Source organism: Clavibacter michiganensis, from assembly GCF_002151125.1.
In the GTDB taxonomy this organism is placed as follows: Bacteria; Actinomycetota; Actinomycetes; order Actinomycetales; family Microbacteriaceae; genus Clavibacter; species Clavibacter michiganensis_C.
In genome coordinates this window covers 355,126-377,650 of the sequence record NZ_MDJZ01000016.1, presented here as the reverse complement: position 1 = coordinate 377,650, position 22,525 = coordinate 355,126, and the positions used below count along the sequence as shown (strand labels likewise).

Genomic DNA, 22,525 nt, shown 5'->3' with positions numbered 1-22,525 from the left:
GCCACGCGGGAGACGAGAACGGCCCGCCAGTGGCGGGCCGTCTCACTCTGTCTCAACCAGAGGTGCGCATCCGGAGGATGCTGTGCGCCCGGAGGGATTCGAACCCCCAACCTTCTGATCCGTAGTCAGATGCTCTATCCGTTGAGCTACGGGCGCAGTCGTGCGGCGATGATCTCCGCGAGCGGCGATCAGGCCGGGAGACAGACTACATGCTGCGGGGCCGCCCCGCGAATCCGCGCCGTGGACCGCCCGCCGCGACCCTGCCGCTGTCCGAGGGAGCCCGGCTGCCGGCCGCCCCGACCCCCGCTCATTAGGCTGGATCGACCCGAACCGCGAGGAGCGACCCTTGGCATCCTGGACCGATCACGTCGTCTGGTGGCACGTCTACCCGCTCGGCTTCACGGGCGCGCCGCAGACCCGCGAGGACCTCGCCGGGCCCGACGGCTCCTCCTCCGCCAGCCCGGACGCGGCGCCGGAGCACCGCCTCGACCGCCTCCGCGCCTGGCTCCCGTACCTCGTCGACCTCGGCGCCAACGGCCTGCTCCTCGGCCCGGTCTTCGACTCCGAGACGCACGGCTACGACACCCGCGACCACCTGACCGTGGATCCGCGGCTCGGCGACGACGCCGACCTCGACGCCCTGGTGGCCGACGCCTCCGCGCGCGGCGTGCGCGTGCTCCTCGACGGCGTCTTCAACCACGTCGGCCGCAGCCACCCCATGTTCGTGCGGGCGCTCGCCGACGGGCCGGGATCCGAGGCGGCGTCCTGGTTCCGCTGGGACGAGGCCGGCGAGCCCGTCGGCTTCGAGGGCCACGCCGCCCTCGTCACGCTCGACCACGACTCCGAGGCGGTGCGCGCGCACGTCGCCGAGGTGATGATCCACTGGCTCGACCGCGGCGTCTCCGGCTGGCGCCTCGACGCCGCCTACGCCGTCCCCGCGTCGTTCTGGGCGACCGTGCTGCCCCGCGTCCGCGAGCGCCACCCCGACGCGTGGTTCGTCGGCGAGATGATCCACGGCGACTACGTCGGCTACCGGGCCGAGTCGACCATCGACTCGATCACGGCCTACGAGCTGTGGAAGTCGGTCCGCAACTCCATCGCGGAGCTCAACCTCTTCGAGCTCGACTGGACGCTCACGCGCCATGCCGAGCTGCTGCCGTCGTTCACGCCGCAGACGTTCGTGGGCAACCACGACGTGACGCGCATCGCCTCCGCGGTGGATCCCCGCCACCTCGGCCACGCGACCGCCCTCCTCTTCCTCCTCCCCGGCATCCCCTCGATCTACGCGGGCGACGAGCGCGGCCTGACGGGCGTGAAGGAGGACCGCGCGGGCGGCGACGACGCCGTGCGCCCCGAGTACCCGGCCTCGCCCGAGGAGCTGCACGACGACGACGGGGCCGCGCGGATCCGCAGCCTCCACCAGGAGCTCGTGGGCCTCCGGCGCCGGCACGCCTGGCTGGTCGACGCGCGCCTGGAGACGTCCGGCCTGACCAACACCGCGCTCACGATCACGCTGCGCCCCTCGGGGACGGGAGCGGCCGGCGGCGTCGCGCCCGGATCGCCGGAGGCCCTGCGGCTCGTGCTCAACCTCGGGGACGAGCCGGTGGAGGTCGCCGGGTCGACCGACGGCCGCGAGGCGGGCGACGTGGGCGGCGACGGCCGCGTGCCCGGCCACTCGTGGGCGGTGCTCGCCGGCGCGTAGGCACGGCTTGCGGCGCTCGGCGGGCGCCCGCGCGCCCGGAGCGCGGCCTCACCCGCGTCAGATGGCGCGGTGGGGCCAGCCGTAGACCTCGGCGAGGAGCGCGGCGCGGGCGGCGTGCGCCGCGGCCTCCTCCTGCGCCTCGGCGTCCGGATCCTCGTCCGCGGGCGCGAAGTGGCCGTCCGCGATCTCCGGCTCGTCGTCGTCGTCGAACGGCCGGTGCGTGAGCGGCCACTCGACGGCCGTGAGCGCGGGCCAGGAGGCGGGATCGGTGGCGTCCGCCTGCGGCTCCCCGGGCTCATCGACGCCGAGGAACCGTTCGTCTCCCTCGCCCTCCTCGACCGCGCGCAGTCCCTCTCCGTCGCCGTACGGCGCGAAGAGGAACTGCGAGAAGTGGCGGGTCACGGCGTCAGGCTAGTCCGCCGGGGGCCTCGGGAACGGCGGTCGACCGGGGTTGTGGAAGGCTGCCCACTACCTGATCGCGGACGACCTCGGGATCAGTCCCCGGAGCGTCCCGGCTGCCCCAGCGTGACGGCCTCCGGGCGCTCCACGGTGCTCCGGATCTCACCCGTCGCGTCGGGGTCGAGGATCGCGTCCATGACCTCGAGCACGTGGAACGCGAGCTCGCCGGACGCCCGGTGCGGCACGCCGCGACGGATGGCGTCGGCCATCTCCGCCAGCCCGCAGCCGCGGCCCGCGTCGACGAAGCCGGCGCTCGGCTCGACGTCGGTCCACTCCCGGTTCTCGGACGTGGCGACCTGCACCTGCCCGGAGAAGTGGTTGGGGTCCGGCACGGAGAGCGTGCCGGCCGTGCCGTAGACCTCGATGTTCGGGATCCGCGTGGCCCAGATGTCGAAGCTCATGGTCACGGTGGACACCGCGCCCGACGCGTGCGTGAGCACGGCGCTCACGTGCGTGTCGACGGTGACGGGGATCTCGCGGGCCTCCGGGTCGGAGGCGGCGGAGCGCACGCGGTCGGACCGCAGCGAGGCGCCCTGCACGCGCGTGATCGGGCCGAGCAGCGTCACGAGCGCCGTCAGGTAGTACGGACCCATGTCGAAGAGGGGTCCGGCCCCCGGCTGGTAGTAGAAGGCGGGAGCCGGGTGCCAGAGCTCGTGGCCGGGCGCGCCCCAGAAGGCGTTCGCGGCGACCGGTCGGCCGATCGTGCCGGCGTCGAGCACGGCGCGCGCGGTCTGGATCCCGGTGCCGAGCACGGTGTCGGGCGCGGATCCGACGCGGAGACCCTTCTCCTCCGCCAGCCGCAGGATCGGCTCGGCCTCCTCGGGGCTGAGCGCGAGCGGCTTCTCGCCGTAGACGTGCTTGCCCGCCTCGAGCACCCGGAGGTCCACCTCGGCGTGCGCGGCGGGGATGGTGAGGTTGAGCACCGCGTCGATGCGCGGGTCGGCGATCAGGTCGTCGACGCTGAGCGCGTCCACGCCCTGGGCCTCGGCGACCGTGCGCGCGCGGTCGAGGTCGAGGTCGGCGACGGCCACGAGCCGCACGCCCGGCAGCGTCTCGAACGCGGCGAAGTACTGCTCGCTGATCTTCCCGACGCCGATGATCCCGAGGGTCATCGCGTCGTCGTCGTGCTTCAGCGTGCTGCCCACAGGAGGCCCCTCTCGATGATGGTGCGGACGTTCGGGTCCTCGACGACCTCGATGCGGTGGCCGGGGGCGGAGACGAAGATGCGGCCCTCGCCCCACTGGCGGGTCCAGATGGCGGGCGCGGTGACCGGGCGGTGCCACGGATCCCACGGCCGCACGGTCTGCGTCGTGGTCGCGAGGACGTCGTTGTACTCGTCGCTGAGGACCCAGTACTGCTCGGTCACGAGGTCGAAGTCGGCGATCCCCTGCGTGATCTCGTGCGTGCGCCCGAGCTCGGTCATCTCGACCGTGTACGGGATGTAGTTGTCGGACTGCTCGCCGGTGCGCTCGGCGGGGTCCTTGCCGGCGTGGTGGGCGAACTGGCCGCCGATCATGTGCAGGTAGTCGGCCGTGTTCCGGTACGAGTCGGCGATGCCGCCGTGCCAGCCGGCCATGCCGGTGCCGGCGATGACGGCCGCGCGGAGGCCTGCCATCTCCTCCGGCTCGATGGTCGTCATGGTGTTGGCCTGCACGATGAGGTCGGTCGCGGCCATGACGTCGGCGTCGGCGTAGACGGCCGAACCGTCCTCGACCCGGACCTCGAAGCCGTTCTCCTCGAGGAACGGGATGAACAGGCCCGTGGTCTCGACGGGCATGTGGCCGTCCCAGCCGCCGCGGACTACGAGGGCCTGGCGGGCGGCGGTCACGCGAGCGCCGTCCCGGTCGGGCGACCGCGGTGCGGGCGGGCGGGCGTGCGGGGGATCTGCGTCACGTGCGACTCCTTCGTCGGGAGCGCCCGGACGACCGCCGGGCACGCGTCGAACGCTACGCACCGCCGGTCGGCCGGGGCAAGCAGGGTGCGCGCGATCCGAAACGTTTCACTCGGCCGACGACACGGTGCCCGTCGCCGCGTCGGCGGGCGGCGCGGTGCTGGCGCGCACCACGAGCGCCGTCGCGAGGTCGAGGCGCGTGGGCTCGTCGCTGCGCCCCTCGCGGATCCTGAGCACCATGCGCGCCGCCGCCTCCGCCATCTCGCGCACCGGCTGGCGCACCGTGCTCAGCGCGGGCGAGACGATGCGGGCGAAGGGGAGGTCGTCGTAGCCGAGCACGGACAGGTCGTCGGGGATGCGGATCCCCCGCTCGCGCGCCGCCTCGTACAGCCCGAGCGCCTGCTCGTCGTTGCCGGCGAAGATCGCGGTCGGGCGCTCGGCGGCGTCGAGCAGCTCGCCGCCCGCGCGGTACCCGGCGGTGCGGCCGAAGTCGCCCTCGACCTCGACGAGCGAGACCGCGGGTCCCGCCGCCTCGAGCGCGCTGCGGAACCCGGACATGCGGGCGCGCGAGTAGAGGCGGTGCGGCGGGCCGCTGATCGCGCCGATGCGGGTGTGCCCGAGCCCCAGCAGGTGCTCCCCCGCGGCGTGGCCGCCCTCCCAGTTGGTGGATCCGACGGCGGGCACGTCCGCGGCGGGCGACCCCGCGGGATCCACCACCACGAACGGGATGCCGCGGCTGCGCAGCTGCCGCTTCTGCGCGGGCGCGAGGTCGGAGAAGACGAGGACGAGGCCCATGGGCCGGCGCTGCATGACGCCCGCCATCCAGTCGCCGTCGAGCGCGGTGTCGCGCCCGTGCTCCGTGACGATGACGCTCAGCGCGTGCTCGCGCGCGACGGCCGACACCCCGCGCAGCAGGTCGACGGAGAAGCCCGTGTCGACGACCTCGAGCACGATCTCCAGCAGCGCGCCGTGCGGCCGCTCGGCCCCGCGACGGCTGTAGCCGTGGAGCTCCATCAGCTCCTCGACGCGCGCGCGGGTGGCGGGCGAGATGCCCTTGCGGCCGTTGAGGACCTTGCTGACCGTGCCGATCGACACGTTCGCCTCGCGCGCGATGAGGCCGAGCGTGGTGCCCGAGCCGTGGTCGGGATCCGGCGGCCGTGGCGCGTCGGGAAACGTGTCGCTCATGGGGGTGATGCTAGGCCGGGTCGAGCCCGGCGACGACGCCCCGGCCCTCGCGGCCCTCGCGGAGCTAGGCGGCGAGCCCGGGCACCGGCGCGCCCGGGTCCTCGGCCGACGGCCGCTTCGGAGGGACGTTGGCGGGATGGACCTCGAGATCGTCGGCGACCTCGACGCCGACGACCCGCGGGGCGAACCGGTCGCCGTCGACGACGATCCAGTTGCCGACCAGCAGGAACGCGTCGTCGCCCGCGGTGAGCGGACCCGTGACGTGGAACGGGCCGTAGGCGGGCTCGTCGAACGTCACGCGCACCGCGACGCCATGGGCGAGGCCCGCCACCGAGGAGGGCAGCTCCGTCGGGGTCGCTCCCTCGTCCGCGGCCCTCGGAGCGAGGCCCTGGATCTCGCCCGCGGCGCTGAGCGAGGTGTCCGCGACCGACAGCTGGCCGTTCGCGCCCGTCCGCACCGCGCCGTCTACGGCGTACAGCCCGTAGCGCGGCGAGCGGATGACGACGCTCACCACGCCCCCGGGCGACAGCGCGGAGAGCGTGTCGCGGATGGCCTGCACGTCGCGCCGAGAACGGCCCGTCGACAGCTGGTCGAGCATCTGGCGATCCATCCGAGGAGCGTATCGGTCCGGGACGCCCACCTGGGCCATGGCCGGCGAGCGCGGGGACCGGTGACGGACCGGGAGGAGATGGCGGAGACGGTGGGATTTGAACCCACGGTACCCATACGGGTACTCCACCTTAGCAGGGTGGTGCACTAGGCCGAACTATGCGACGTCTCCAGACGTTCCCGTCCACTGTACCGGACGCGGCGGCATGCTCACATCCCCGCCCACCGGGGTACGCGCCCGAACGGGGGGTGCGGCGCGGTTGTCCCCCATTCGACGGACACGTAGTGTCGGTGTCGACGCGTGTGCCGGACCCGACCGGCTTACCCCGCGCGTGTCGCTGTGTCAGCCCAGAGATGTCCCGCTCGCCCACGTGGCCGCGGCCCCGGATCCCCCGAACCGGCGCCGCTCACCCTCACGCACGCGACGACGTCGCGAGCCCCCCGTGGGCGAGAACACGAGATTCTCGTCCGGCGGAGGATTCGGGTCGAAAGCTGAACGAGATAGACGGGTCCCCGCTGCATAGGGTGTGCGGCGGGGTCCCGTCGCCCTCATCGGGATCCGGTGCCGCGCATCACCCGAACGCCTTCGAGCACGTGACCGTGCCCGCGTCCGTGCCCGTGATCGCCTCGGGAAGCACCGTGGGCGCCGAGGGCGCCGGCTGGGATCCGCCGTCCGCCGCGGGGGCGCTGGGCGATGCCGACGGGGCCGGGGTCGGCGCAGCCGGCTGCTCCGCCACCGCGCCGAGACCCGTGTTGCCCGCCTTGACCTCGAACGGGGCGTCGGCCTTCAGCAGCTGCATGAGCTGGTCGCCGTCGGCCTTCAGCGGCTGGACCTTGCCGGCGTAGACGCCGGTGCCCGCCGTCGTGCCGGGGTACTGCAGGAACCGCACCTGGTCGAGCGGGATGTCCTTCAGCGCCAGCGCCATGGAGGCCATGGTCTGGTAGTCGAGCGACGTGGAGCGCTGCATGTTGTCGACCGCGGCCTTCGCGAGGCCGTAGACGCGCGTGGGATCCGAGAGCGTGCTCGACTGCTTCATGGTGCGCACGAGCGCCGACAGGAACACCTGCTGGTTGCTGATGCGGGCCAGGTCGCTGCCGTCGCCGACCGCGTGGCGCGTGCGGAGGAACTGGAGCGCCTCCTTGCCCTGCAGCGTGTTCTCGCCGGCCGGGAGGTCGAGGTCGGTGCGCTTGTCCTTGAGCGGGCTCGCGAGGCACACGGGCACGCCGCCCACGGCGTTGGACATCTCGATGACGCCGTTGAACTCGATGAGCGCGGCGTACGGGATGTCGAGGCCGGTGAACTGCGCCACGGTCTTCGCGACGCACGGCAGGCCGCCGTCGGAGAGCGCCGAGTTGAGCGGCGCCGCGGACATGGCCGGTGCGGTGCCGGATCCGTCGCTGCGCTCGCAGGCGGGGATGGGCACGACCATGTCGCGCGGCAGGCTGACGACGGTGGCCTGCGAGTGGTCGGCCGAGACGTGCAGCACCATGTTCACGTCGTTGAGCGCGCCGTCGGTCTTGCCGTAGCCGTCACCCTGCCCCTGGCGGGTGTCGGATCCGGCGAGCAGCACGTTGAAGCCGCCGTCGAGCGCGCCGACTCCGACCGTGGTCTGCTCGGTGCCGTCGCTGATGTCGACGGTGTTCGCCTGGACGGACCTGTTGAGGTCCCACGCGGCGATGGTGACGACGGAGAAGCCGCTGACCGCCAGCACGGCGAGCGCCATCGCGGTGCCCTTCAGCAGGGCCCGGGTCGCCGTCGCCTTGCGCAGCCGACCGTGGCGGGCGATGACGGGGACCTTCGCGGCTCCTCGGGGGCGCAGGGGCGCGTCGCTCATGCGGATCCTCTCCGGGCGGAGGGCGTGGGATTCGAACCCACGAGACATCTCTGCCCACCAGTTTTCAAGACTGGCTCCATCGGCCGCTCGGACAGCCCTCCCGATGCGCGCGCTCCCGCGTGGCGGGCGACGTGCGATCGATCAGGATCCTACCGGTGGCCGGTCGGCCCGCGGTGGTGCGGCCGGGTGACCGCGCGGGAGGCGCCACTCTCGCACGCGGGGGATCAGAGCGGGCTGAACTCTCCCCAGGTGGGGAATCGGTCGCCGCCGCGCGTCAGAGGCGGGCAGCCCGCGGTGTCAGCGACCGGGCTCGATGAGGGCCTTGGCGTGCCGCGTGCTGCCCCCGTCGAGCTCGGCGAGGAGGGCCGGCAGCTCGTCGAGGGAGAGGATCCCCGTCACGAGCGGCACCACGTCGACGGAGCCGTCGGCGAGGGCGCGCATCGCGCCGAGGAAGTCGCCGTGCGTGTACGCGAGGGATCCGACGACCGTGAGCTCGCGGCTCTGCCAGTCGCCGTACGACACCTCGGACGCGGCCATCGGGTAGCCGAGGAGCGCGAGCGTGCCGCCGCGCCTGACCAGCTCGGCGCTCGGCTGGAGAAGGGCGGCGGCGCCCGTGCACTCGTAGAGCACGTCGGCGCCGAGGCCGTCGGTCAGCTCGAGGAGCCGGTCGCGGAACCCCTGCCCGGGCTCGTGGACCTCGGCGAAGCCGAGCTCCGTCGCGGCCCGGCGGCGCGCGTCGGACGGCTCGACGACCACGACGACGCCCGCGCCCGCGTGGCGCGCGTGCTGCGCGGTGAGGAGCCCGATCGGCCCGGCGCCCTGCACGACGACGACGTCGCCCAGGCCCTGGCCCGCGCGCCGGACGGCGTGGAAGGTCACGGCGGTCGGCTCGACGAGGCCGAGCTGCTCGTCCGTGAGGCCGTCGAGGGCACGCACGACGCGGCGCGCCGAGACCCTGACGTGCGTGGCGAAGGCGCCGTGGGCGGGCGCGCCGTCGGAGATCCCGTTGGCCTCCGCGAAGGCCGTGTCGCAGGTGTCGCCGTGGCCGGCGCGGCACATGGCGCAGGTGCCGCAGGCGGGGCCCACGCCGGCGACCACGCGGTCGCCCTCGGCGACCGAGGTCACGTCGGCGCCCGCGCGGACGACCGTGCCGGTCCACTCGTGCCCGAACACGGCGGCGGGGACGAAGCCGGCCGCGGCCCACGCGTGGGTGTCGGTGGCGCACACGCCGGTGTAGCGGATCCGGACGACGACCTGGTCGGGCGCGGGCTCCCCCACCTCCTCCTCGTGGAAGGCGAGGGAGCGGTCGCCGTCGACGACGGCGTAGCGGGCGGTGATCGCGGAGGGGCCGGTACGGGTCATGCCTCCATCCTCGCGCGCGTCAGAGGCGGGCGAGGACCGCGGCCGCGCCGTTCTCGGTGATGGGACCCGTGACCTCGCTGGCGACCGCGATGACCTCGGCGGGCGCCTGGCCCATCGCGATGCCGCGGCCGTGCTCGCCGGCCCACTCCAGCATCTCGATGTCGTTGCGGCCGTCGCCCATGGCGATGACGCGCGTGCGGGGGATCCCGTGCAGCTCGCGCACGCGCTCCATCGCGGTGGCCTTGTTCACGCCGTCGGGCGCGATGTCGAGCCAGGCCGTCCAGCCGATGGAGTAGCTCACGCGGTGCAGGCCCATGCGCTCGACGACGTCCTGGAAGTCCTCCAGGTCGTGGCCGGGCGAGATGACGACGACGCGCGTCGCGGGCACGTGCAGGAGCTCCTCGAACTCGACGTGGCGGCCGTTGGCCTCGAGCACGCCCGCGGGGAAGTCGCCACCGGAGCAGAGGTACACGCCCTCCTCGTCCTCGACGGCGTAGCGGCCGCTCGCGAGGTGCGGGCGGATCCTCTGCAGCACGTCGGCCGGGTCGAAGGTCTCGACGAAGCGGCGGCTGTACCCGGTGGGGGCGTCCGCGTCGCGCTCGAGGACGATGGCGCCGTTCGAGCACACCATGTACCGCGGGTGGATGCCCAGGCGGTCGACGATCGGCAGGGTGTCGGCCACCGAGCGGCCGGTGGAGGGCATGACCAGGTGGCCGATCTCCTCCATCCGCCGCACCTCGCGGATGACGGACTCGTCGAGCGAGCCGTCCTCGCCGAGGAGGGTGCCGTCGATGTCGAGGGCGATGAGGAGGCGGTCGGCGTCGGTCACGCGCGGGGTCATCGGGCGGCCTTCGCCGTGGCGGGCGTCAGCGTCTCGAGGCCGCCGAGGTAGGGGCGCAGCGCCTCGGGCACGCGCACCGAGCCGTCCTCCTGCTGGTGGGTCTCGAGGATGGCGACGATCCACCGCGTGGTGGCGAGCGTGCCGTTGAGCGTCGCGACGGGCGAGGTGCGGCCGTCCTCGCCGCGGAAGCGCGTGCCGAGGCGGCGGGCCTGGAACGTCGTGCAGTTCGAGGTGGAGGTGAGCTCGCGGTAGGCGTCCTGGGTGGGGATCCACGCCTCGACGTCGTACTTGCGGGCGGCGCTGGATCCGAGGTCGCCCGCCGCCGTGTCGATGACGCGGTAGGAGAGGCCGAGGTCCTGCATCATGCGCTCCTGCATGGCGAGGAGGCGCTCGTGCTCGGCCTCCGCGTCGGCGGGGTCGACGTAGGAGAACATCTCGAGCTTCTGGAACTGGTGCACGCGGATGATGCCGCGGGTGTCCTTGCCGTAGGAGCCCGCCTCCTTGCGATAGCAGGTGGACCAGCCGGCGTAGCGGACGGGGCCGTCGGCCAGGTCGAGGATCTCGTCGGCGTGGTACCCGGCGAGCGCCACCTCGCTCGTGCCCGTGAGGTAGAGGTCGTCGTCGTCGAGGCGGTAGACCTCGTCGGCGTGGGCCCCGAGGAAGCCGGTGCCGGCCATGATCTCGGGCTTCACGAGCGTGGGCGTGATGAGCGGCACGAGGCCGGCCTCGAGCGCACGGGCCAGGCCGAAGTTCATGAGCGCGATCTCGAGCTGCGCGCCGATCCCCTTGAGGAAGTGGAAGCGGGCGCCGGACACCTTGGCGCCGCGGCCCATGTCGATGGCGTCGAGGATCTCGCCGATCTCGAGGTGGTCGCGGGGCTCGAAGTCGAACGTCGGCTTCTCGCCGACCTCGCGGATGAGCGCCCAGTCGTCCTCGCCGCCCGCGGGGACGCCGTCGACGACGATGTTCGGGATCCGGCGCATGGCCTCGTCGAGCGCGGCCTCGGCCTCCTGCGCGCGCTCCTGCGCGGCGGTGACGCGGGCCTTCAGCTCCTGCACCTCGGCGATGAGGCGCGGCTTGTCGGCCTTGTCCGCCTTCGCGACGAGCTTGCCGTGCGCGTTCTGCTCGGCGCGCAGGCCCTCGAACTCGGTGATCGCCCGGCGGCGCTCGGAGTCGGCGGCGACCGCCTGGTCGACCACCTCCACGGACGCACCCCGCAGCTCCTGCGAGGCGATGACGAGGTCGGGATGGTCGCGGAGGGTCTGCGGATCGATCACCCCGTCACTCTAACGAAGCGGGTCGGAGGCGGCCGGGCGTCAAGCCCCCGGACGCCGACGCGCGACCGGGCCAGGGTCGGGAGGGGACGCACGAGCGCGCCCGCCGGGCACCCGACCCGGCGACCGAGGGGAGAGGAACGGACATGGCGACCACGACCGAGGCCGACGCGGGCGCACCCGCCGGCGGATCGAAGCTGAAGCAGGCGATCACCGGCCCGCTGCTGTTCCTCTTCATCCTCGGCGACGTGCTCGGCGCCGGGATCTACGCGCTCATGGGCACGCTCGCCGAGGACGTGGGCGGCGCGCTCTGGGTGCCGCTGGTGGTCGCGCTGCTGCTCGCGCTGCTCACCGCGGGCTCCTACGCCGAGCTCGTGACCAAGTACCCGAAGGCGGGCGGCGCCGCGATCTTCGCCGAGCGCGCCTTCCGGCTCCCGATCGTGTCGTTCCTGGTGGGCTTCTCGATGCTCGCGGCCGGGGTCGTCAGCGCCGCCGGCCTGTCGCTCGCGTTCGCCGGCGAGTACCTCTCGACCCTGCTGGCCCCCGTGATGGACGTGCCGCGGATCCCCGCCGCCATCGTCTTCCTGCTCCTGGTCGCGGCGCTCAACGCGCGCGGGATCACGGAGAGCATGCGCGGCAACGTCGTGATGACCGTGATCGAGCTGAGCGGCCTCGTGATCGTGATCGTCGTCGTGGCCGTGATGCTCGGCGGCGGGGGCGGCGACGTGTCGCGCGTGACCGAGTTCCCGGAGGGGTCGGACGCGGCGCTCGCGACGCTGTCGGCCGCGATCGTCGCCTACTACTCGTTCGTCGGGTTCGAGACGAGCGCGAACGTGGCCGAGGAGGTGCGGGATCCGAGCCGCGTCTACCCGAAGGCGCTGTTCGGATCGCTCGCCACCGCGGGAGTCGTCTACGTGCTGGTGGCGCTCGCGAGCTCCGCCGCCCTCTCCCCCGACGAGCTCGCGGAGTCGACCGGCCCGCTGCTCGCGGTGGTGCAGGCGACCGGCGTGGGCATCCCGGGGTGGGTCTTCAGCCTCATCGCGCTCGTGGCCGTGGCGAACGGCGCGCTGCTCACCATGATCATGGCGAGCCGCGTGACCTTCGGCATGGCCGACCAGGGCCTCCTGCCCGGCGTGCTCGGGAGGGTCCTGCCGAACCGGCGGACGCCGTGGGTCGCCATCGTCGTCACCACCCTGGTCGCCGTCGCGCTGACCTCGGTCGGCGACGTGGGCACGCTCGCCGAGACCGTGGTGCTCCTGCTGCTGTTCGTCTTCATCAGCACGAACGTCGCCGTGCTGGTGCTGCGGAAGGACCGCGTGGAGCACGCGCACTTCCGCGTCTGGACCGCGGTCCCCGTGCTCGGGACGCTCTCCTGCGTGCTGCTGCTCACCCAGCAGAGCGGTCAGGTGTGGCTGTTCGGCGCGATCCTCGTGGCCGTCGGCGTCGTGCTGCACCTGATCAGCCGGGCCACCGGCGCGCGCTCGAAGGACGTGGACCGCGACCGGGCGTGATCAGGCGTCCGCGCCCGCGCCGGGCTCGGCCGAGACGATGCCGCGCAGCCAGTCGCGCGCCTCGAGGAACACGTCGTCCTCGTACCGCTCGCGGTAGGTGCTCCGCGCCCCGTCGGCCCGCGGGTACGAGCCGAGGAAGGTGACGCGCGGGCTGAAGCGGCGGATCCCGAGCAGGGCGTCGGCCACGCGCTCGTCGTGCACGTGGCCCTCCGCGTCGATGACGAAGCGGTAGCGGCCGAGCTCGTCGCCGATGGGCCGCGACTGGATGAGGGTGAGGTTCACCCCGCGGGTGGCGAACTGCTCGAGCATGTCGAGCAGGGATCCGGCCCGGTCGTCGGGCAGCTCGACGATGAGGCTCGTCTTGTCCGCGCCGGTGCGCGCGGGCAGCGTGGTGGCGCGGCCGACGAGCACGAAGCGCGTGACGGCGTTCGGGTTGTCGCCGATGCCGCGGGCGACGGCCTCGAGCGGCTGGCTCTCCGTGATCCGCGGCGGCGCGATGGCCGCGTCCGCGGTCCCGCCGTCCAGGAGCGACATGGCCGCGGCGACGTTCGACGTCGCGGGCACGTGCCCGTGGGTCGGCAGCTCGCGCTCGAGGAAGCGACGGCACTGGCCGTAGGCGACGGGATGCGCGGCGACCGTGCGCACGTCGGCGAGCGCCGTGCCGGGTCGCACGACGAGGTCGAAGGAGACGGGCACGAGGTGCTCGCTGAGGATCCGGAGGCCGGGGATGTTCGCGAGCGCGTCCTGCGTGGCCGTCACCCCGCCCTCGACCGAGTTCTCGATGGCGATCATGGCCGCGACCGACGTGCCGGACACCACGTCGGCGAGCGCCTCGGACGCGTTGTTCACCGCGCGCCAGGTGCGCCCGCGAGCGGCCTCGACCTGCGTGAGCGCGGCCTCCGTGAAGGTGCCGGACGGGCCGAGGTAGCTGTACGTCTCGTCGGGTCGGGGGGTCTCGGGCATGCCTGCACCCTAGATGGGAATCGGCGGGGGCCGGTGCCAGGATGGATCCATGCATGACCGCGCAGGCACCGCCGCCCTCCCGTCCGACCTCGTCGACCTCGACGAGCTGATCCGGGCCTATCACGACCTCCACCCCGACGTGGAGGATCCGGAGCAGAAGGTGGCGTTCGGCACCAGCGGCCACCGCGGCAGCTCGCTGAAGACCGCGTTCAACGAGGACCACATCCTCGCCATCACGCAGGCGATCGTGGAGTACCGGGCCGAGCAGGGCATCACCGGACCGCTGTTCATCGGCCGCGACACCCACGGGCTCTCGAAGCCCGCCGAGGACACGGCGCTCGAGGTGCTCGTCGCCAACGGCGTGCGCGTGCTCGCCGACTCGCGCGACTCCTGGTGCCCCACCCCCGCCCTGTCGCACGCGATCCTCCGCTGGAACCGCGACGACGCGCACGGCGACGACGACGTGGCCGACGGCATCGTCGTGACCCCCAGCCACAACCCGCCCGCCGACGGCGGCTTCAAGTACAACCCGCCGCACGGCGGCCCGGCCGACTCCGACGCCACCGGCTGGATCGCGTCGCGCGCCAACGCGATCATCGCGGGCGGCCTCGTCGACGTGAAGCGCGTCGCCCTGGACGAGGCGCGCGCGCGGGTCGAGGGCTACGACTTCCTCGGGCACTACGTGGACGACCTCGGCTCGATCATCGACATGGCGGCCATCAAGGAGGCGGGCGTGCGCATCGGCGCGGATCCCCTCGGCGGCGCGTCCGTCGAGTACTGGGCGGCCATCGGCGAGCGCTACGGCCTGGACCTCGAGGTGGTGAACCCCGAGGTCGACCCCGCGTGGTCGTTCATGACCCTCGACTGGGACGGCAAGATCCGCATGGACCCGTCCTCCTCCTCCGCGATGGCCAGCGTGCTCGCGCGCAAGGACGACTTCGACATCCTCACCGGCAACGACGCCGACGCCGACCGGCACGGCATCGTCACCCCCGACGCCGGGCTCATGAACCCGAACCACTACCTGGCCGTCGCGATCGACTACCTCTACGCGCACCGCCCGCACTGGCGCGAGGACGCAGGCGTCGGCAAGACGCTCGTCTCCTCCAGCGTGATCGACCGGGTCGCCGAGTCGCTCGGCCGCCGCCTCTGGGAGGTGCCGGTCGGCTTCAAGTGGTTCGTGCCCGGCCTCATCGACGGATCCGTGGGCTTCGGCGGCGAGGAGTCCGCCGGCGCGAGCTTCCTCCGCATGGACGGCAGCGTCTGGACCACGGACAAGGACGGGATCCTGCTCGCGCTGCTCGCCGCCGAGATCCTCGCGGTCACGGGCAAGACGCCGAGCGTGATCTACCGCGAGCTCACGGAGCGCTTCGGCGACCCGGTCTACGAGCGCGTCGACGCCGCCGCGACCAAGGACCAGAAGGCCACGCTCGGCAAGCTCGACGGCGACGCGATCACCGCCACCGAGGTCGCGGGCGACGCCATCATCGCCAAGCTCAGCACCGCGCCCGGCAACGGCGCCGCGGTCGGCGGGGTCAAGGTCGTCACGGAGAACGCGTGGTTCGCCGCGCGCCCCAGCGGCACCGAGGACGTCTACAAGATCTACGCGGAGTCCTTCGTCGGCCTCGACCACCTGCACGCGGTCCAGGCGGAGGCCAAGCGGATCGTCGACGCGGCCCTCGGGGCCTGACGGGAGGACGCGGCACGGGGCGCGTTCGCATCCGCGGTGCCTACGCTGGGGACATGCGCCATTCCGGGGATGTGGACGCGTTCGTCTGGGACGAGCCGTCGATGCACCCCGCCGACGGTCCCGCCGGGGCGGCGCCGGTCGTCGACAGGCAGGTGCGGCTGCCGGACGGCCACGCGCGTCGGCGGATCGTCGCGCTGGCGTCGCTGCTCGCGGTCGTCATCGCCGGCATGGTCGTCACGCACTCGGACGGCCGCGGGCTGTGGCCGGACGTCTTCTACGCCGCCGCGATCCACCTCGCGCTCATCGCGGTGATGCCGCGGGTCGACACCGTCGTGCACGGCGCGGCCGTGCTGGTGTGGTGCACAGGGATCGAGCTGCTGCAGATCACCGGGTGGCCCGCGATCTGGGCGCTGCACGTGCCGCTCTGCCGCCTGCTGCTCGGCACGGGGTACGACCCCGTCGACCTCGCCGCCTACGCGGCGGGCGTGCTGCTCGTGCTCCTCGTCGACCGCCTGCTGCGGGTCGGCCGCGGGCTCGACGACGTGGGCTAGGAGACGCTCCAGAAGTGGACCTCGGCGCCCGGGTGCTCCGTGGTGATGGTCTCGTCGAGGTCGCGGTAGTCGTTGTCGAGGTTGTGGCCGACCATCTTCACGATGTTCCCGCCGTCCTTCGGCTCGATGGCGGAGACGATCTGCGTGTGGTCGGGCGAGGCGTTGCGGTTCCAGTCGAAGATGACGATGTCGCCGACCTTGAGCCGGTCGCGGTCCGCGAGCTCGAGGCGCGTCACGCCGAGCGTAGACGCGTTCGCGGCGAGCCACCTGTCGAACGTGGGCACGTGGATCCACGCGTAGGTCCAGTCGGATCCGCCGCCGCGGTTGTGCCACTCCGTCGTCATCTCCCAGCCGCGCTGGATGAGGGTCTGGCTCACGAAGTTGACGCAGTCGCCGCCGGACGGGTTGAAGTTCCCGTACTCCTCGAGGTTGTAGGCGTCCCAGTGGGCGAGCGCGTACTGGAGCTGCGCGTCCACCGGCGTCTGGGCGGCGTACGCGGCGGTCACGGTGGTGAGGGGCGCGTCCCCGGCCATGACCTGGACGTCGGCGGACCGGTCCTCGTAGTCGGCGGAGCGGGGCGCCGTGACCGTGACGGATCCGTCGCCGTCCACCTCGAGGTCGGTGCCCGCGACGCCCGCGAACATGACGGCGGTGGCGGACGAGAGGCCGGCGCCCGTGAGCGTGACGGTCTGGCCGCCCGACACGGAGAGCGTCGCGGGCTCGACCGCGGAGACGGCGGGCGAGGTCGCGGACGACTCGCCGTCGGCCGCTCCGCCGGCGGTCGCGCGCGGCGCCGGCTCCTGGCGCGTGCAGGCGGCGAGGACCGCGGTCACGGGGACCGCGAGCGCGGCGGCGAGGATGCTGCGGCGGCGGATGTCGGCGATCACGTGCTGCTCCGGGAGGTAGGGGGGACCCGGGTCCCGGGCTCGTCCAGGGTAACCCGACGCCCTGCGGATCGACTCCGCGCGACGCCGCGCCTAGGGTGGCGGGATGAGCGTCGACGTGACCCACGACCCCGACGGCTCGCGCTACACGCTGTGGCTCGACGGCGAGCGCGCGGGCTTCGCGGACTACCTGATCCAGGGCGACCGCATCGTCTTCACGCACACCGAGATCGACCCCGCGAAGCGGCGCGGCGGCCTGGGCGGCGAGCTGGTGCGCGCCGCGCTCGATGACGTGCGCGGCGGATCCCGTACGGTCGTGGCCGCGTGCCCGTTCGTCGCGGAGTGGATCGACGAGCACCCCGACTACCGGGAGCTGCTCGAGCGGGGCTGAGCGGGTCCGCTCGCGAGGCGCACGCATGCGCCCCGCGAGTCCGCTCCCCCCCCGACGGGTCGCCCCGTCGCCCGCGGTCGCGAACGGAGCCTCGACGCGAGGTTCGATCGGACCGCCGTCGCCGCTCGGCCCCGCGGGGCCGGAAGGACGACGTGGCGACACTATGCGCGCCGACGCCCGCTCACGGTGGCCGCGTCGCCTCGTGGACAGCCGGGACGCCGAGCGGACAGCGGCGCTTCGCCAGGCGGACAGTCTCCGATCAGGGGACGCGCGTGAGCCACTCCGGCGTCTGGAACTTGTCCTCCACGAGCTGCCGCGTCTTGGCCCACTCCTCGGGCGTGACCTGACCCGGCTTCCCGCCGTAGAGGCCGGTGAACGTGTCCTTCATGCGCTCGATGATGTCGGCGCGGCTCATGCCGGTCTGGCTGCGGAGCGGATCCACGCGCTTGGCGGCGCTCGTGATGCCCTTGTCGCTGATCTTCTCGCGGCCGATGCGGAGCACCTGCACCATCTTCTCGCCGTCCATGTCGTAGCTCATGGTGACGTGGTGGAGCACGGCGCCGGCGCCGAGGCGCTTCTGCGCGGCGCCGCCGATCTTGCCGCTGGGGCTCGTGATGTCGTTGAGCGGCTGGTAAGACGCGTCGATCCCGAGCGACCGGAGGGCGGTGATCACCCACTCGTCGAGGTAGGCGTAGGAGTCCGCGAAGGTCATGCCCTGCACGAGGTCGACGGGCGCGTAGATCGAGTACGTGATGACGGCGCCCGCCTCCATGTACATGGCGCCGCCGCCGGAGACCCGGCGCACGACGTCGAAGCCGTGGGCCGCGGCCTGCTCGGCGTCGACCTCGTTGCGGAGCGACTGGAAGCTGCCGATGACGACGGCCGGCTGGTCCCACTCCCAGATGCGGAGCGTGGGGTTGCGGCGACCGGCGCCGACCTCCTCGGCGAGCACCTGGTCGAGCGCCATCTGCTCGACGGGCCGGTAGGCGCGGTCGTGGATGACCTCCCACTCGTAGTCGCCCCAGTTCGTGGCGCGGGCGAGCGAGCGGCGGATCGCGACGGCGACGGCCTCGGGCGAGAAGCCGAGGAGCACGGCCTGCGGCGGGAGCGCGCGGCGGATCGCGGCGGCGATCGCGGCGGCGTCGCTGTCCTCGGCGAGGCCGTTGACGGCCCCGTCGATGGCCTCGAGCGCGTCGTCGGGCTCCAGGAAGAAGTCGCCCGCCAGGCGGAAGTCGGAGATGCGGCCGTCGGTCACGTCGAGGTCGACCACGACGAGCTTGCCGCCGGGGACCTTGTACTCACCATGCATCCCGCCAGCCTAGGCCCGGGGGCGACGCGTCCCCGGGTGGGGGATCCCCGGTGGCACCCGGGTGTGCGACGGTGGGACGTGCGCATCACCTGGGCCGTCGTCCGCCTCCTCACCACCCTGACCGTCCTGGTCGCCGTCACGAGCCAGTACGTCGTCAGCTCCTCGTACTGGCGGAGCATCGGCGTGGAGGGGATCTGGGGCAAGACGATCGACTTCCTCATGTACTTCACGATCGAGTCGAACCTGCTCGCGGCCGTGGTCATGGGCGTCGGCGCCGTCCGGCTGCTGCGACGGGCGCCCGTGCCGGGACGCGGCTGGACGACGCTCCGGCTGGCCGCGACCACGTACATGGTCACCACCGGCATCGTCTACAACCTGCTGCTGCGCGGCCTGCCGACGATCCCCGGCGGCAACCTCCCCTGGTCGAACGAGGTGCTGCACGTGGTCGTGCCGCTGCTCGTGCTCGCCGACTGGCTGCTCGCGCCCGACCGCCGGCCGCTGGGGTTCGGCGCGGTCGGCCGGGTCGTGATCTTCCCGCTGGTCTGGGTCGCGGTCACGCTCGCCCGCGGGCCGTTCACCGGCAACGAGGTCACGGGGGCGGCGACCTACTACCCGTACCCGTTCCTGGATCCCGCGACGGGCGGCGGCGGATACGGCACGGTCGCGGTCTGGGTCGTCGTCATCGCGGCGATGATCTGCGCGCTGACGCTCGCGCTCACGTGGGCCGGCCGCCGAGGATCCCGCTGCCCCGCAGCCTGACCGGGCTCTCCCCAGCGCCCGGGCGTTCGAACATGCGTTCGAACATCCGGGCTATGGTGGCGGCATGAGCATCGCGTTCCAGGCCTCCCTCTTCGACGACCTCCAGGCGGAGCCGTCCCTCGGCGCGCTCGGCGCGGAGGTCGAGCGGCTCGACCTCGGGCAGGGCGCGTGGCTCGACATCCGGCCCGGGTGGGTCAGCGACTCCGACGCGCTGTTCGAGCGCCTCGTGGAGGACGTGGAGTGGACGGCGGACACGCGGCTCATGCACGGCCGCACCGTCGAGGTGCCGCGGCTCCTGTCGTGGTTCGGGCCCCGCGCGACCCTGCCCGCACCCGTGCTCGACGAGGCCCGCACGGCGTTGAACGACCACTACGGCCGGCCCCCCGGGCAGGTGCTCGAGACCGCGGGGCTGTGCTTCTACCGCACGGGCGACGACAGCGTCGCGTGGCACGGCGACCGGGTTGGCCGCGCCATCGACCGCGACACCATGGTCGCCATCGTCTCTGTGGGCGCCGCGCGCACGCTGTCGCTGCGGCCGAAGGGCGGCGGCGAGGTGCGGCGCTTCCCGCTCGGGCACGGCGACCTCGTCGTCATGGGCGGCAGCGCGCAGCGCACGCACGAGCACGCCATCCTCAAGACGGCCAAGGCGGTCGGGCCGCGGATCAGCATCCAGTTCCGGCCGGTCTGGCCCGCCTGAGGGGCAGCCTCCGACGCGGCGCCGCGGGGCGCGCCGACGACGCCCGCCGGGATGGGGAACGATCCCGCTGTTCAGGAGGCATTCCGCCGGATGTCGCGTCGGGCGACCCGCTGTTCCCCTGGGGCGGGGAGGATCGCGCCTGGCATCGACGCTCCCGGGCGCGACCCGCCGGGATCCCCCGCGTCGAGCCGAGCACGCGTCGGTGCGGGACCCCGCGACGGCGCGCGCCCTCCACGTCGCCGCCCCGCGGGATCCCCCGCCCGCCGGGTGCGGCACGATCCAGGAAGAAGGACCGTCACCGTGAGCACCTCCAAGCCCGAAGAGCACGCCCCCGACGTCGACCTCGGAGCGGGCATCGACCCGACAGCGGGCGCCGACCCCGCGGCGGGTAACGACCCCGCAGCGGGCATCGACCCGGCAGCGGGCGTCGACGCCGCGCCCCCGCTCGACCCCTCGCGCCCGTACCGCACCGGGATCCGCCCGGGCGTCAGCCGCCGCGCCGTCCTGCTCGGCGGCGCCGCCGCGATCATGGCCGGCGTCGCCGCCGGATCCGCGACCGGCGCACCCGGCGCGGCGACCGCGGCCACCCGCCGGGACCTGACCCGCTCCATCCGGGACGTCGAGCACGTCGTGATCCTCATGCAGGAGAACCGCTCGTTCGACCACTACTTCGGCACGCTGCCGGGAGTCCGCGGCTTCGGCGACAAGCAGGCCGTGGAGCTCCCGGGCGGCGGCACCGTCTTCGCGCAGCCCGACGCGAGCCGCCCCGACGGCGGGCGCATGCTGCCCTTCCCGCTCGACTCGTCGCGCTTCAACGCGCAGGGCGCCGGCGGCCTCGACCACTCCTGGAAGGGCGGGCACCAGGCCTGGAACGAGGGGGCCTGGGACAACTGGGTGGTCGCGAAGAGCGAGCAGACCATGGGCTACTTCACGAAGGACGACCTCCCCTTCCACCACGCCCTCGCCTCCGCGTTCACGATCGCGGACCACTACCACTGCTCGCTCATCGGTCCGACGACGCCGAACCGCCTCTACCAGTGGACCGGGACCATCGACCCCCGAGGGAAGGCCGGCGGCCCCGCCATCGACAACCCCGACGACTACGCGCCCGTCTTCGGCTGGACGACCTACCCCGAGCGGCTGCGCGAGGCGGGCATCACCTGGAGGACCTACGCGAACGACGAGGTCGGCGACGAGGGCACGCACCCCTACGTCGGCGACTACGGCGACAACCCGCTCTGGCTGTTCCACCGCTACCACGAGGCGCTCGCCTCGTCGGATCCCGCGACGCGCCAGCTCGCGCTCGACGGCGGGCTCCACGACGGCTGGAAGCCCGACTCCGGCAAGGGCCTCGACGTCACCCACCTGCTCGAGGAGTTCGGGAGGGACGCCGCGGCGAACACGCTGCCGCAGGTGTCGTACGTCGTGGCGCCGTACGGCTGGAGCGAGCACCCGAAGGCCAGCCCCGACTACGGCGCGCACTACACGAACGCCGTGATCCAGGCGCTCATGAGCAACCCGGACACCTGGGCGAGCACGGTGCTCCTCATCAACTACGACGAGAACGACGGCTACTTCGACCACCAGCTGCCGCCGCTGGCCGAGCCGGGCACGCCCGACGAGTACGTCGACGGCCTGCCCATCGGCTACGGCACGCGCGTCCCGCTCACGGTGGTGTCGCCGTGGAGCCGCGGGGGCTGGGTCGACTCGCAGGTGTTCGACCACACCTCGGTGATCCGGTTCCTCGAGACCTGGACGGGCGTCCGCGAGCCGAACATCTCCGACTGGCGCCGCACGATCTCCGGCGACCTCACGTCGTGCTTCGACTTCGCGCACCCCGACTTCTCGATCCCGTCCGCCCGCGAGGTGCTGCCGCTGACCGCGACGCAGGCGCTCGTCGCGGCGGCCGACGCCGACATGGCGAAGCCGCCCGTTCAGGAGCCCGCGGTGGGCGCGCAGCGGATGCCCGCGCAGGAGGAGGGCCGGATGCGCCACCGCCCGCTCCCCTACCGGCAGGACGCCGACGTGGAGGTGGACCGGGCATCCGGCCGCATCACGCTGACGATGCGCAACCGCGGCGCGCAGGGCGTCTCCCACCAGGTCTTCCCGAACATCGCGCTGCCGTTCGCGTCGACGCCCTTCACGGTGGCGGCCAACGGGAAGGCGGCCTACACGTGGGAGAGCTCGGCGCACGCCGGCGCGTACGACTTCAGCGTCTACGGGCCCGACCGGTTCCTGCGCCGCTTCGCCGGCACCGTGATCGCGGCGGGGACGGACGACGTCCCCGTGCCCCGGGTCTCGGCCGAGACGGTCCCGGGCCGCAAGCCCGTGCTGCGCCTCACGCTCGCGAACGACGGGACGCCCTCGGTGCGCTACACGCTGACGGCCGAGGACTTCATCACGCGCGAGCGCCACGAGACCGTGAAGCCCGGCCGCAGCACGACGGTGGACTGGCCGGTGGACGAGTGGGGCTACTACGACGTGGTGGTCACCGCCGCCGACGGCTTCCGGTACCGGTACGCGGGTCGCGTGCAGTAGCGCGGCACGTCGCGCGGCGACGCCGGCCGGTCCCCCGGGGGCCGGCCGGCGTCGTCGTGCGCGGAACGGCCACC

At 73.3% G+C, this 22,525-nt stretch carries 20 protein-coding genes and 3 tRNA genes; 8 read left to right on the top strand and 15 right to left on the bottom strand.

The annotated features are described in order from the left end of the window. Nucleotides 1-83: 83 nt before the first annotated feature. Nucleotides 84-156, bottom strand: a tRNA-Arg gene (locus BFL37_RS11230). A 190-nt stretch (nt 157-346) separates the two neighbouring features. Here BFL37_RS11230 and BFL37_RS11225 point away from each other — a divergent pair. Beyond that, nucleotides 347-1,702: an alpha-amylase family protein gene (locus BFL37_RS11225; RefSeq protein ID WP_086515183.1), complete on the top strand. Its 1,356-nt coding sequence runs from the start codon at nt 347-349 to the stop codon at nt 1,700-1,702. Nucleotides 1,703-1,759: 57 nt separating this feature from the next. Here BFL37_RS11225 and BFL37_RS11220 read toward each other — a convergent pair whose 3' ends face one another. From BFL37_RS11220 to serS, 11 genes are all read right to left on the bottom strand, one after another. Next, complete coding sequence (locus BFL37_RS11220; protein WP_086515182.1) at nt 1,760-2,104, bottom strand: hypothetical protein; 345 nt, start codon at nt 2,102-2,104, stop codon at nt 1,760-1,762. 92 nt (nt 2,105-2,196) lie between these two features. Further along, nucleotides 2,197-3,273 (bottom strand): Gfo/Idh/MocA family protein, encoded by a 1,077-nt coding sequence (locus tag BFL37_RS11215; RefSeq protein ID WP_086515331.1) that lies wholly within the window; start codon nt 3,271-3,273, stop codon nt 2,197-2,199. Nucleotides 3,274-3,290: 17 nt separating this feature from the next. Then, nucleotides 3,291-3,989, bottom strand: a complete 699-nt coding sequence (locus tag BFL37_RS11210; RefSeq protein ID WP_086515181.1) for a ThuA domain-containing protein — start codon at nt 3,987-3,989, stop codon at nt 3,291-3,293. A 171-nt stretch (nt 3,990-4,160) separates the two neighbouring features. Beyond that, nucleotides 4,161-5,237 (bottom strand): LacI family DNA-binding transcriptional regulator, encoded by a 1,077-nt coding sequence (locus tag BFL37_RS11205; protein WP_086515180.1) that lies wholly within the window; start codon nt 5,235-5,237, stop codon nt 4,161-4,163. Between the two features lie 64 nt (nt 5,238-5,301). After that, on the bottom strand, nt 5,302-5,847 hold the full coding sequence (locus BFL37_RS11200; RefSeq protein ID WP_241533995.1) for a hypothetical protein: 546 nt from the start codon (nt 5,845-5,847) through the stop codon (nt 5,302-5,304). A 79-nt stretch (nt 5,848-5,926) separates the two neighbouring features. Further along, a tRNA-Ser gene (locus BFL37_RS11195) sits at nt 5,927-6,018 on the bottom strand. 400 nt (nt 6,019-6,418) lie between these two features. Beyond that, nucleotides 6,419-7,681, bottom strand: coding sequence for an LCP family protein (locus tag BFL37_RS11190; RefSeq protein ID WP_086515178.1), 1,263 nt, complete (start codon nt 7,679-7,681; stop codon nt 6,419-6,421). Nucleotides 7,682-7,697: 16 nt separating this feature from the next. After that, a tRNA-Ser gene (locus BFL37_RS11185) sits at nt 7,698-7,782 on the bottom strand. A gap of 196 nt (nt 7,783-7,978) precedes the next feature. Beyond that, complete coding sequence (locus BFL37_RS11180; RefSeq protein WP_086515177.1) at nt 7,979-9,043, bottom strand: zinc-dependent alcohol dehydrogenase; 1,065 nt, start codon at nt 9,041-9,043, stop codon at nt 7,979-7,981. Between the two features lie 19 nt (nt 9,044-9,062). Then, nucleotides 9,063-9,884, bottom strand: coding sequence for an HAD family hydrolase (locus BFL37_RS11175; RefSeq protein ID WP_086515176.1), 822 nt, complete (start codon nt 9,882-9,884; stop codon nt 9,063-9,065). Beyond that, entirely contained in the window at nt 9,881-11,161 is a 1,281-nt protein-coding gene (serS, locus tag BFL37_RS11170) for a serine--tRNA ligase (protein WP_086515175.1), read from the bottom strand. The genes BFL37_RS11175 and serS overlap by 4 nt, the downstream gene beginning before the upstream one ends. Nucleotides 11,162-11,304: 143 nt before the next feature. Between serS and BFL37_RS11165 the strand changes: the two genes are divergently transcribed. Beyond that, nucleotides 11,305-12,669 (top strand): APC family permease, encoded by a 1,365-nt coding sequence (locus BFL37_RS11165; protein ID WP_086515174.1) that lies wholly within the window; start codon nt 11,305-11,307, stop codon nt 12,667-12,669. Here BFL37_RS11165 and pheA read toward each other — a convergent pair whose 3' ends face one another. Beyond that, nucleotides 12,670-13,632 carry a prephenate dehydratase gene (gene pheA / locus BFL37_RS11160; RefSeq protein WP_086515173.1) on the bottom strand — a complete coding sequence of 321 codons (963 nt, stop codon included), beginning with the start codon at nt 13,630-13,632 and terminating at the stop codon, nt 12,670-12,672. A gap of 49 nt (nt 13,633-13,681) precedes the next feature. On the opposite strand from pheA, the gene pgm reads away from it, so the two are divergent. Beyond that, nucleotides 13,682-15,322 (top strand): phosphoglucomutase (alpha-D-glucose-1,6-bisphosphate-dependent), encoded by a 1,641-nt coding sequence (pgm, locus tag BFL37_RS11155; protein WP_086515172.1) that lies wholly within the window; start codon nt 13,682-13,684, stop codon nt 15,320-15,322. A 53-nt stretch (nt 15,323-15,375) separates the two neighbouring features. After that, nucleotides 15,376-15,873, top strand: a complete 498-nt coding sequence (locus tag BFL37_RS11150; RefSeq protein ID WP_086515171.1) for a DUF2809 domain-containing protein — start codon at nt 15,376-15,378, stop codon at nt 15,871-15,873. On the opposite strand, the gene BFL37_RS11145 is transcribed toward BFL37_RS11150, so the two are convergent. Continuing rightward, on the bottom strand, nt 15,870-16,760 hold the full coding sequence (locus BFL37_RS11145; protein WP_086515170.1) for an amidase domain-containing protein: 891 nt from the start codon (nt 16,758-16,760) through the stop codon (nt 15,870-15,872). The genes BFL37_RS11150 and BFL37_RS11145 overlap by 4 nt on opposite strands. 103 nt (nt 16,761-16,863) lie before the next feature. Here BFL37_RS11145 and BFL37_RS11140 point away from each other — a divergent pair, with 103 nt between their 5' ends. Beyond that, entirely contained in the window at nt 16,864-17,148 is a 285-nt protein-coding gene (locus BFL37_RS11140; RefSeq protein ID WP_063072487.1) for a GNAT family N-acetyltransferase, read from the top strand. A gap of 259 nt (nt 17,149-17,407) precedes the next feature. On the opposite strand, the gene BFL37_RS11135 is transcribed toward BFL37_RS11140, so the two are convergent. Further along, on the bottom strand, nt 17,408-18,457 hold the full coding sequence (locus BFL37_RS11135; protein ID WP_086515169.1) for a lipoate--protein ligase family protein: 1,050 nt from the start codon (nt 18,455-18,457) through the stop codon (nt 17,408-17,410). A 78-nt stretch (nt 18,458-18,535) separates the two neighbouring features. On the opposite strand from BFL37_RS11135, the gene BFL37_RS11130 reads away from it, so the two are divergent. The 3 genes from BFL37_RS11130 to BFL37_RS11120 all read left to right on the top strand — a co-directional run bounded on the left by BFL37_RS11130 (nt 18,536) and on the right by BFL37_RS11120 (nt 22,451). After that, nucleotides 18,536-19,216 (top strand): Pr6Pr family membrane protein, encoded by a 681-nt coding sequence (locus BFL37_RS11130; RefSeq protein ID WP_086515168.1) that lies wholly within the window; start codon nt 18,536-18,538, stop codon nt 19,214-19,216. Between the two features lie 64 nt (nt 19,217-19,280). Continuing rightward, nucleotides 19,281-19,913, top strand: a complete 633-nt coding sequence (locus tag BFL37_RS11125; protein WP_086515167.1) for an alpha-ketoglutarate-dependent dioxygenase AlkB — start codon at nt 19,281-19,283, stop codon at nt 19,911-19,913. 300 nt (nt 19,914-20,213) lie between these two features. Beyond that, nucleotides 20,214-22,451 (top strand): phosphocholine-specific phospholipase C, encoded by a 2,238-nt coding sequence (locus BFL37_RS11120; protein WP_172403803.1) that lies wholly within the window; start codon nt 20,214-20,216, stop codon nt 22,449-22,451. The last annotated feature ends 74 nt before the right edge of the window (nt 22,452-22,525 follow it).

Bases quoted from the DNA above. Each gene is read 5' to 3' on its own strand.
- pgm (WP_086515172.1), top strand. From the start codon at position 13,682: ATGCATGACCGCGCAGGCACCGCCGCCCTCCCGTCCGACCTCGTCGAC.
- BFL37_RS11150 (WP_086515171.1), top strand. From the start codon at position 15,376: ATGCGCCATTCCGGGGATGTGGACGCGTTCGTCTGGGACGAGCCGTCG.
- BFL37_RS11140 (WP_063072487.1), top strand. From the start codon at position 16,864: ATGAGCGTCGACGTGACCCACGACCCCGACGGCTCGCGCTACACGCTG.
- BFL37_RS11215 (WP_086515331.1), bottom strand. From the start codon at position 3,273: ATGACCCTCGGGATCATCGGCGTCGGGAAGATCAGCGAGCAGTACTTC.
- BFL37_RS11165 (WP_086515174.1), top strand. From the start codon at position 11,305: ATGGCGACCACGACCGAGGCCGACGCGGGCGCACCCGCCGGCGGATCG.
- BFL37_RS11180 (WP_086515177.1), bottom strand. From the start codon at position 9,043: ATGACCCGTACCGGCCCCTCCGCGATCACCGCCCGCTACGCCGTCGTC.
- BFL37_RS11205 (WP_086515180.1), bottom strand. From the start codon at position 5,237: ATGAGCGACACGTTTCCCGACGCGCCACGGCCGCCGGATCCCGACCAC.
- pheA (WP_086515173.1), bottom strand. From the start codon at position 13,632: ATGCCCGAGACCCCCCGACCCGACGAGACGTACAGCTACCTCGGCCCG.
- BFL37_RS11135 (WP_086515169.1), bottom strand. From the start codon at position 18,457: ATGCATGGTGAGTACAAGGTCCCCGGCGGCAAGCTCGTCGTGGTCGAC.
- BFL37_RS11190 (WP_086515178.1), bottom strand. From the start codon at position 7,681: ATGAGCGACGCGCCCCTGCGCCCCCGAGGAGCCGCGAAGGTCCCCGTC.
- BFL37_RS11125 (WP_086515167.1), top strand. From the start codon at position 19,281: ATGAGCATCGCGTTCCAGGCCTCCCTCTTCGACGACCTCCAGGCGGAG.
- BFL37_RS11175 (WP_086515176.1), bottom strand. From the start codon at position 9,884: ATGACCCCGCGCGTGACCGACGCCGACCGCCTCCTCATCGCCCTCGAC.
- BFL37_RS11200 (WP_241533995.1), bottom strand. From the start codon at position 5,847: ATGGATCGCCAGATGCTCGACCAGCTGTCGACGGGCCGTTCTCGGCGC.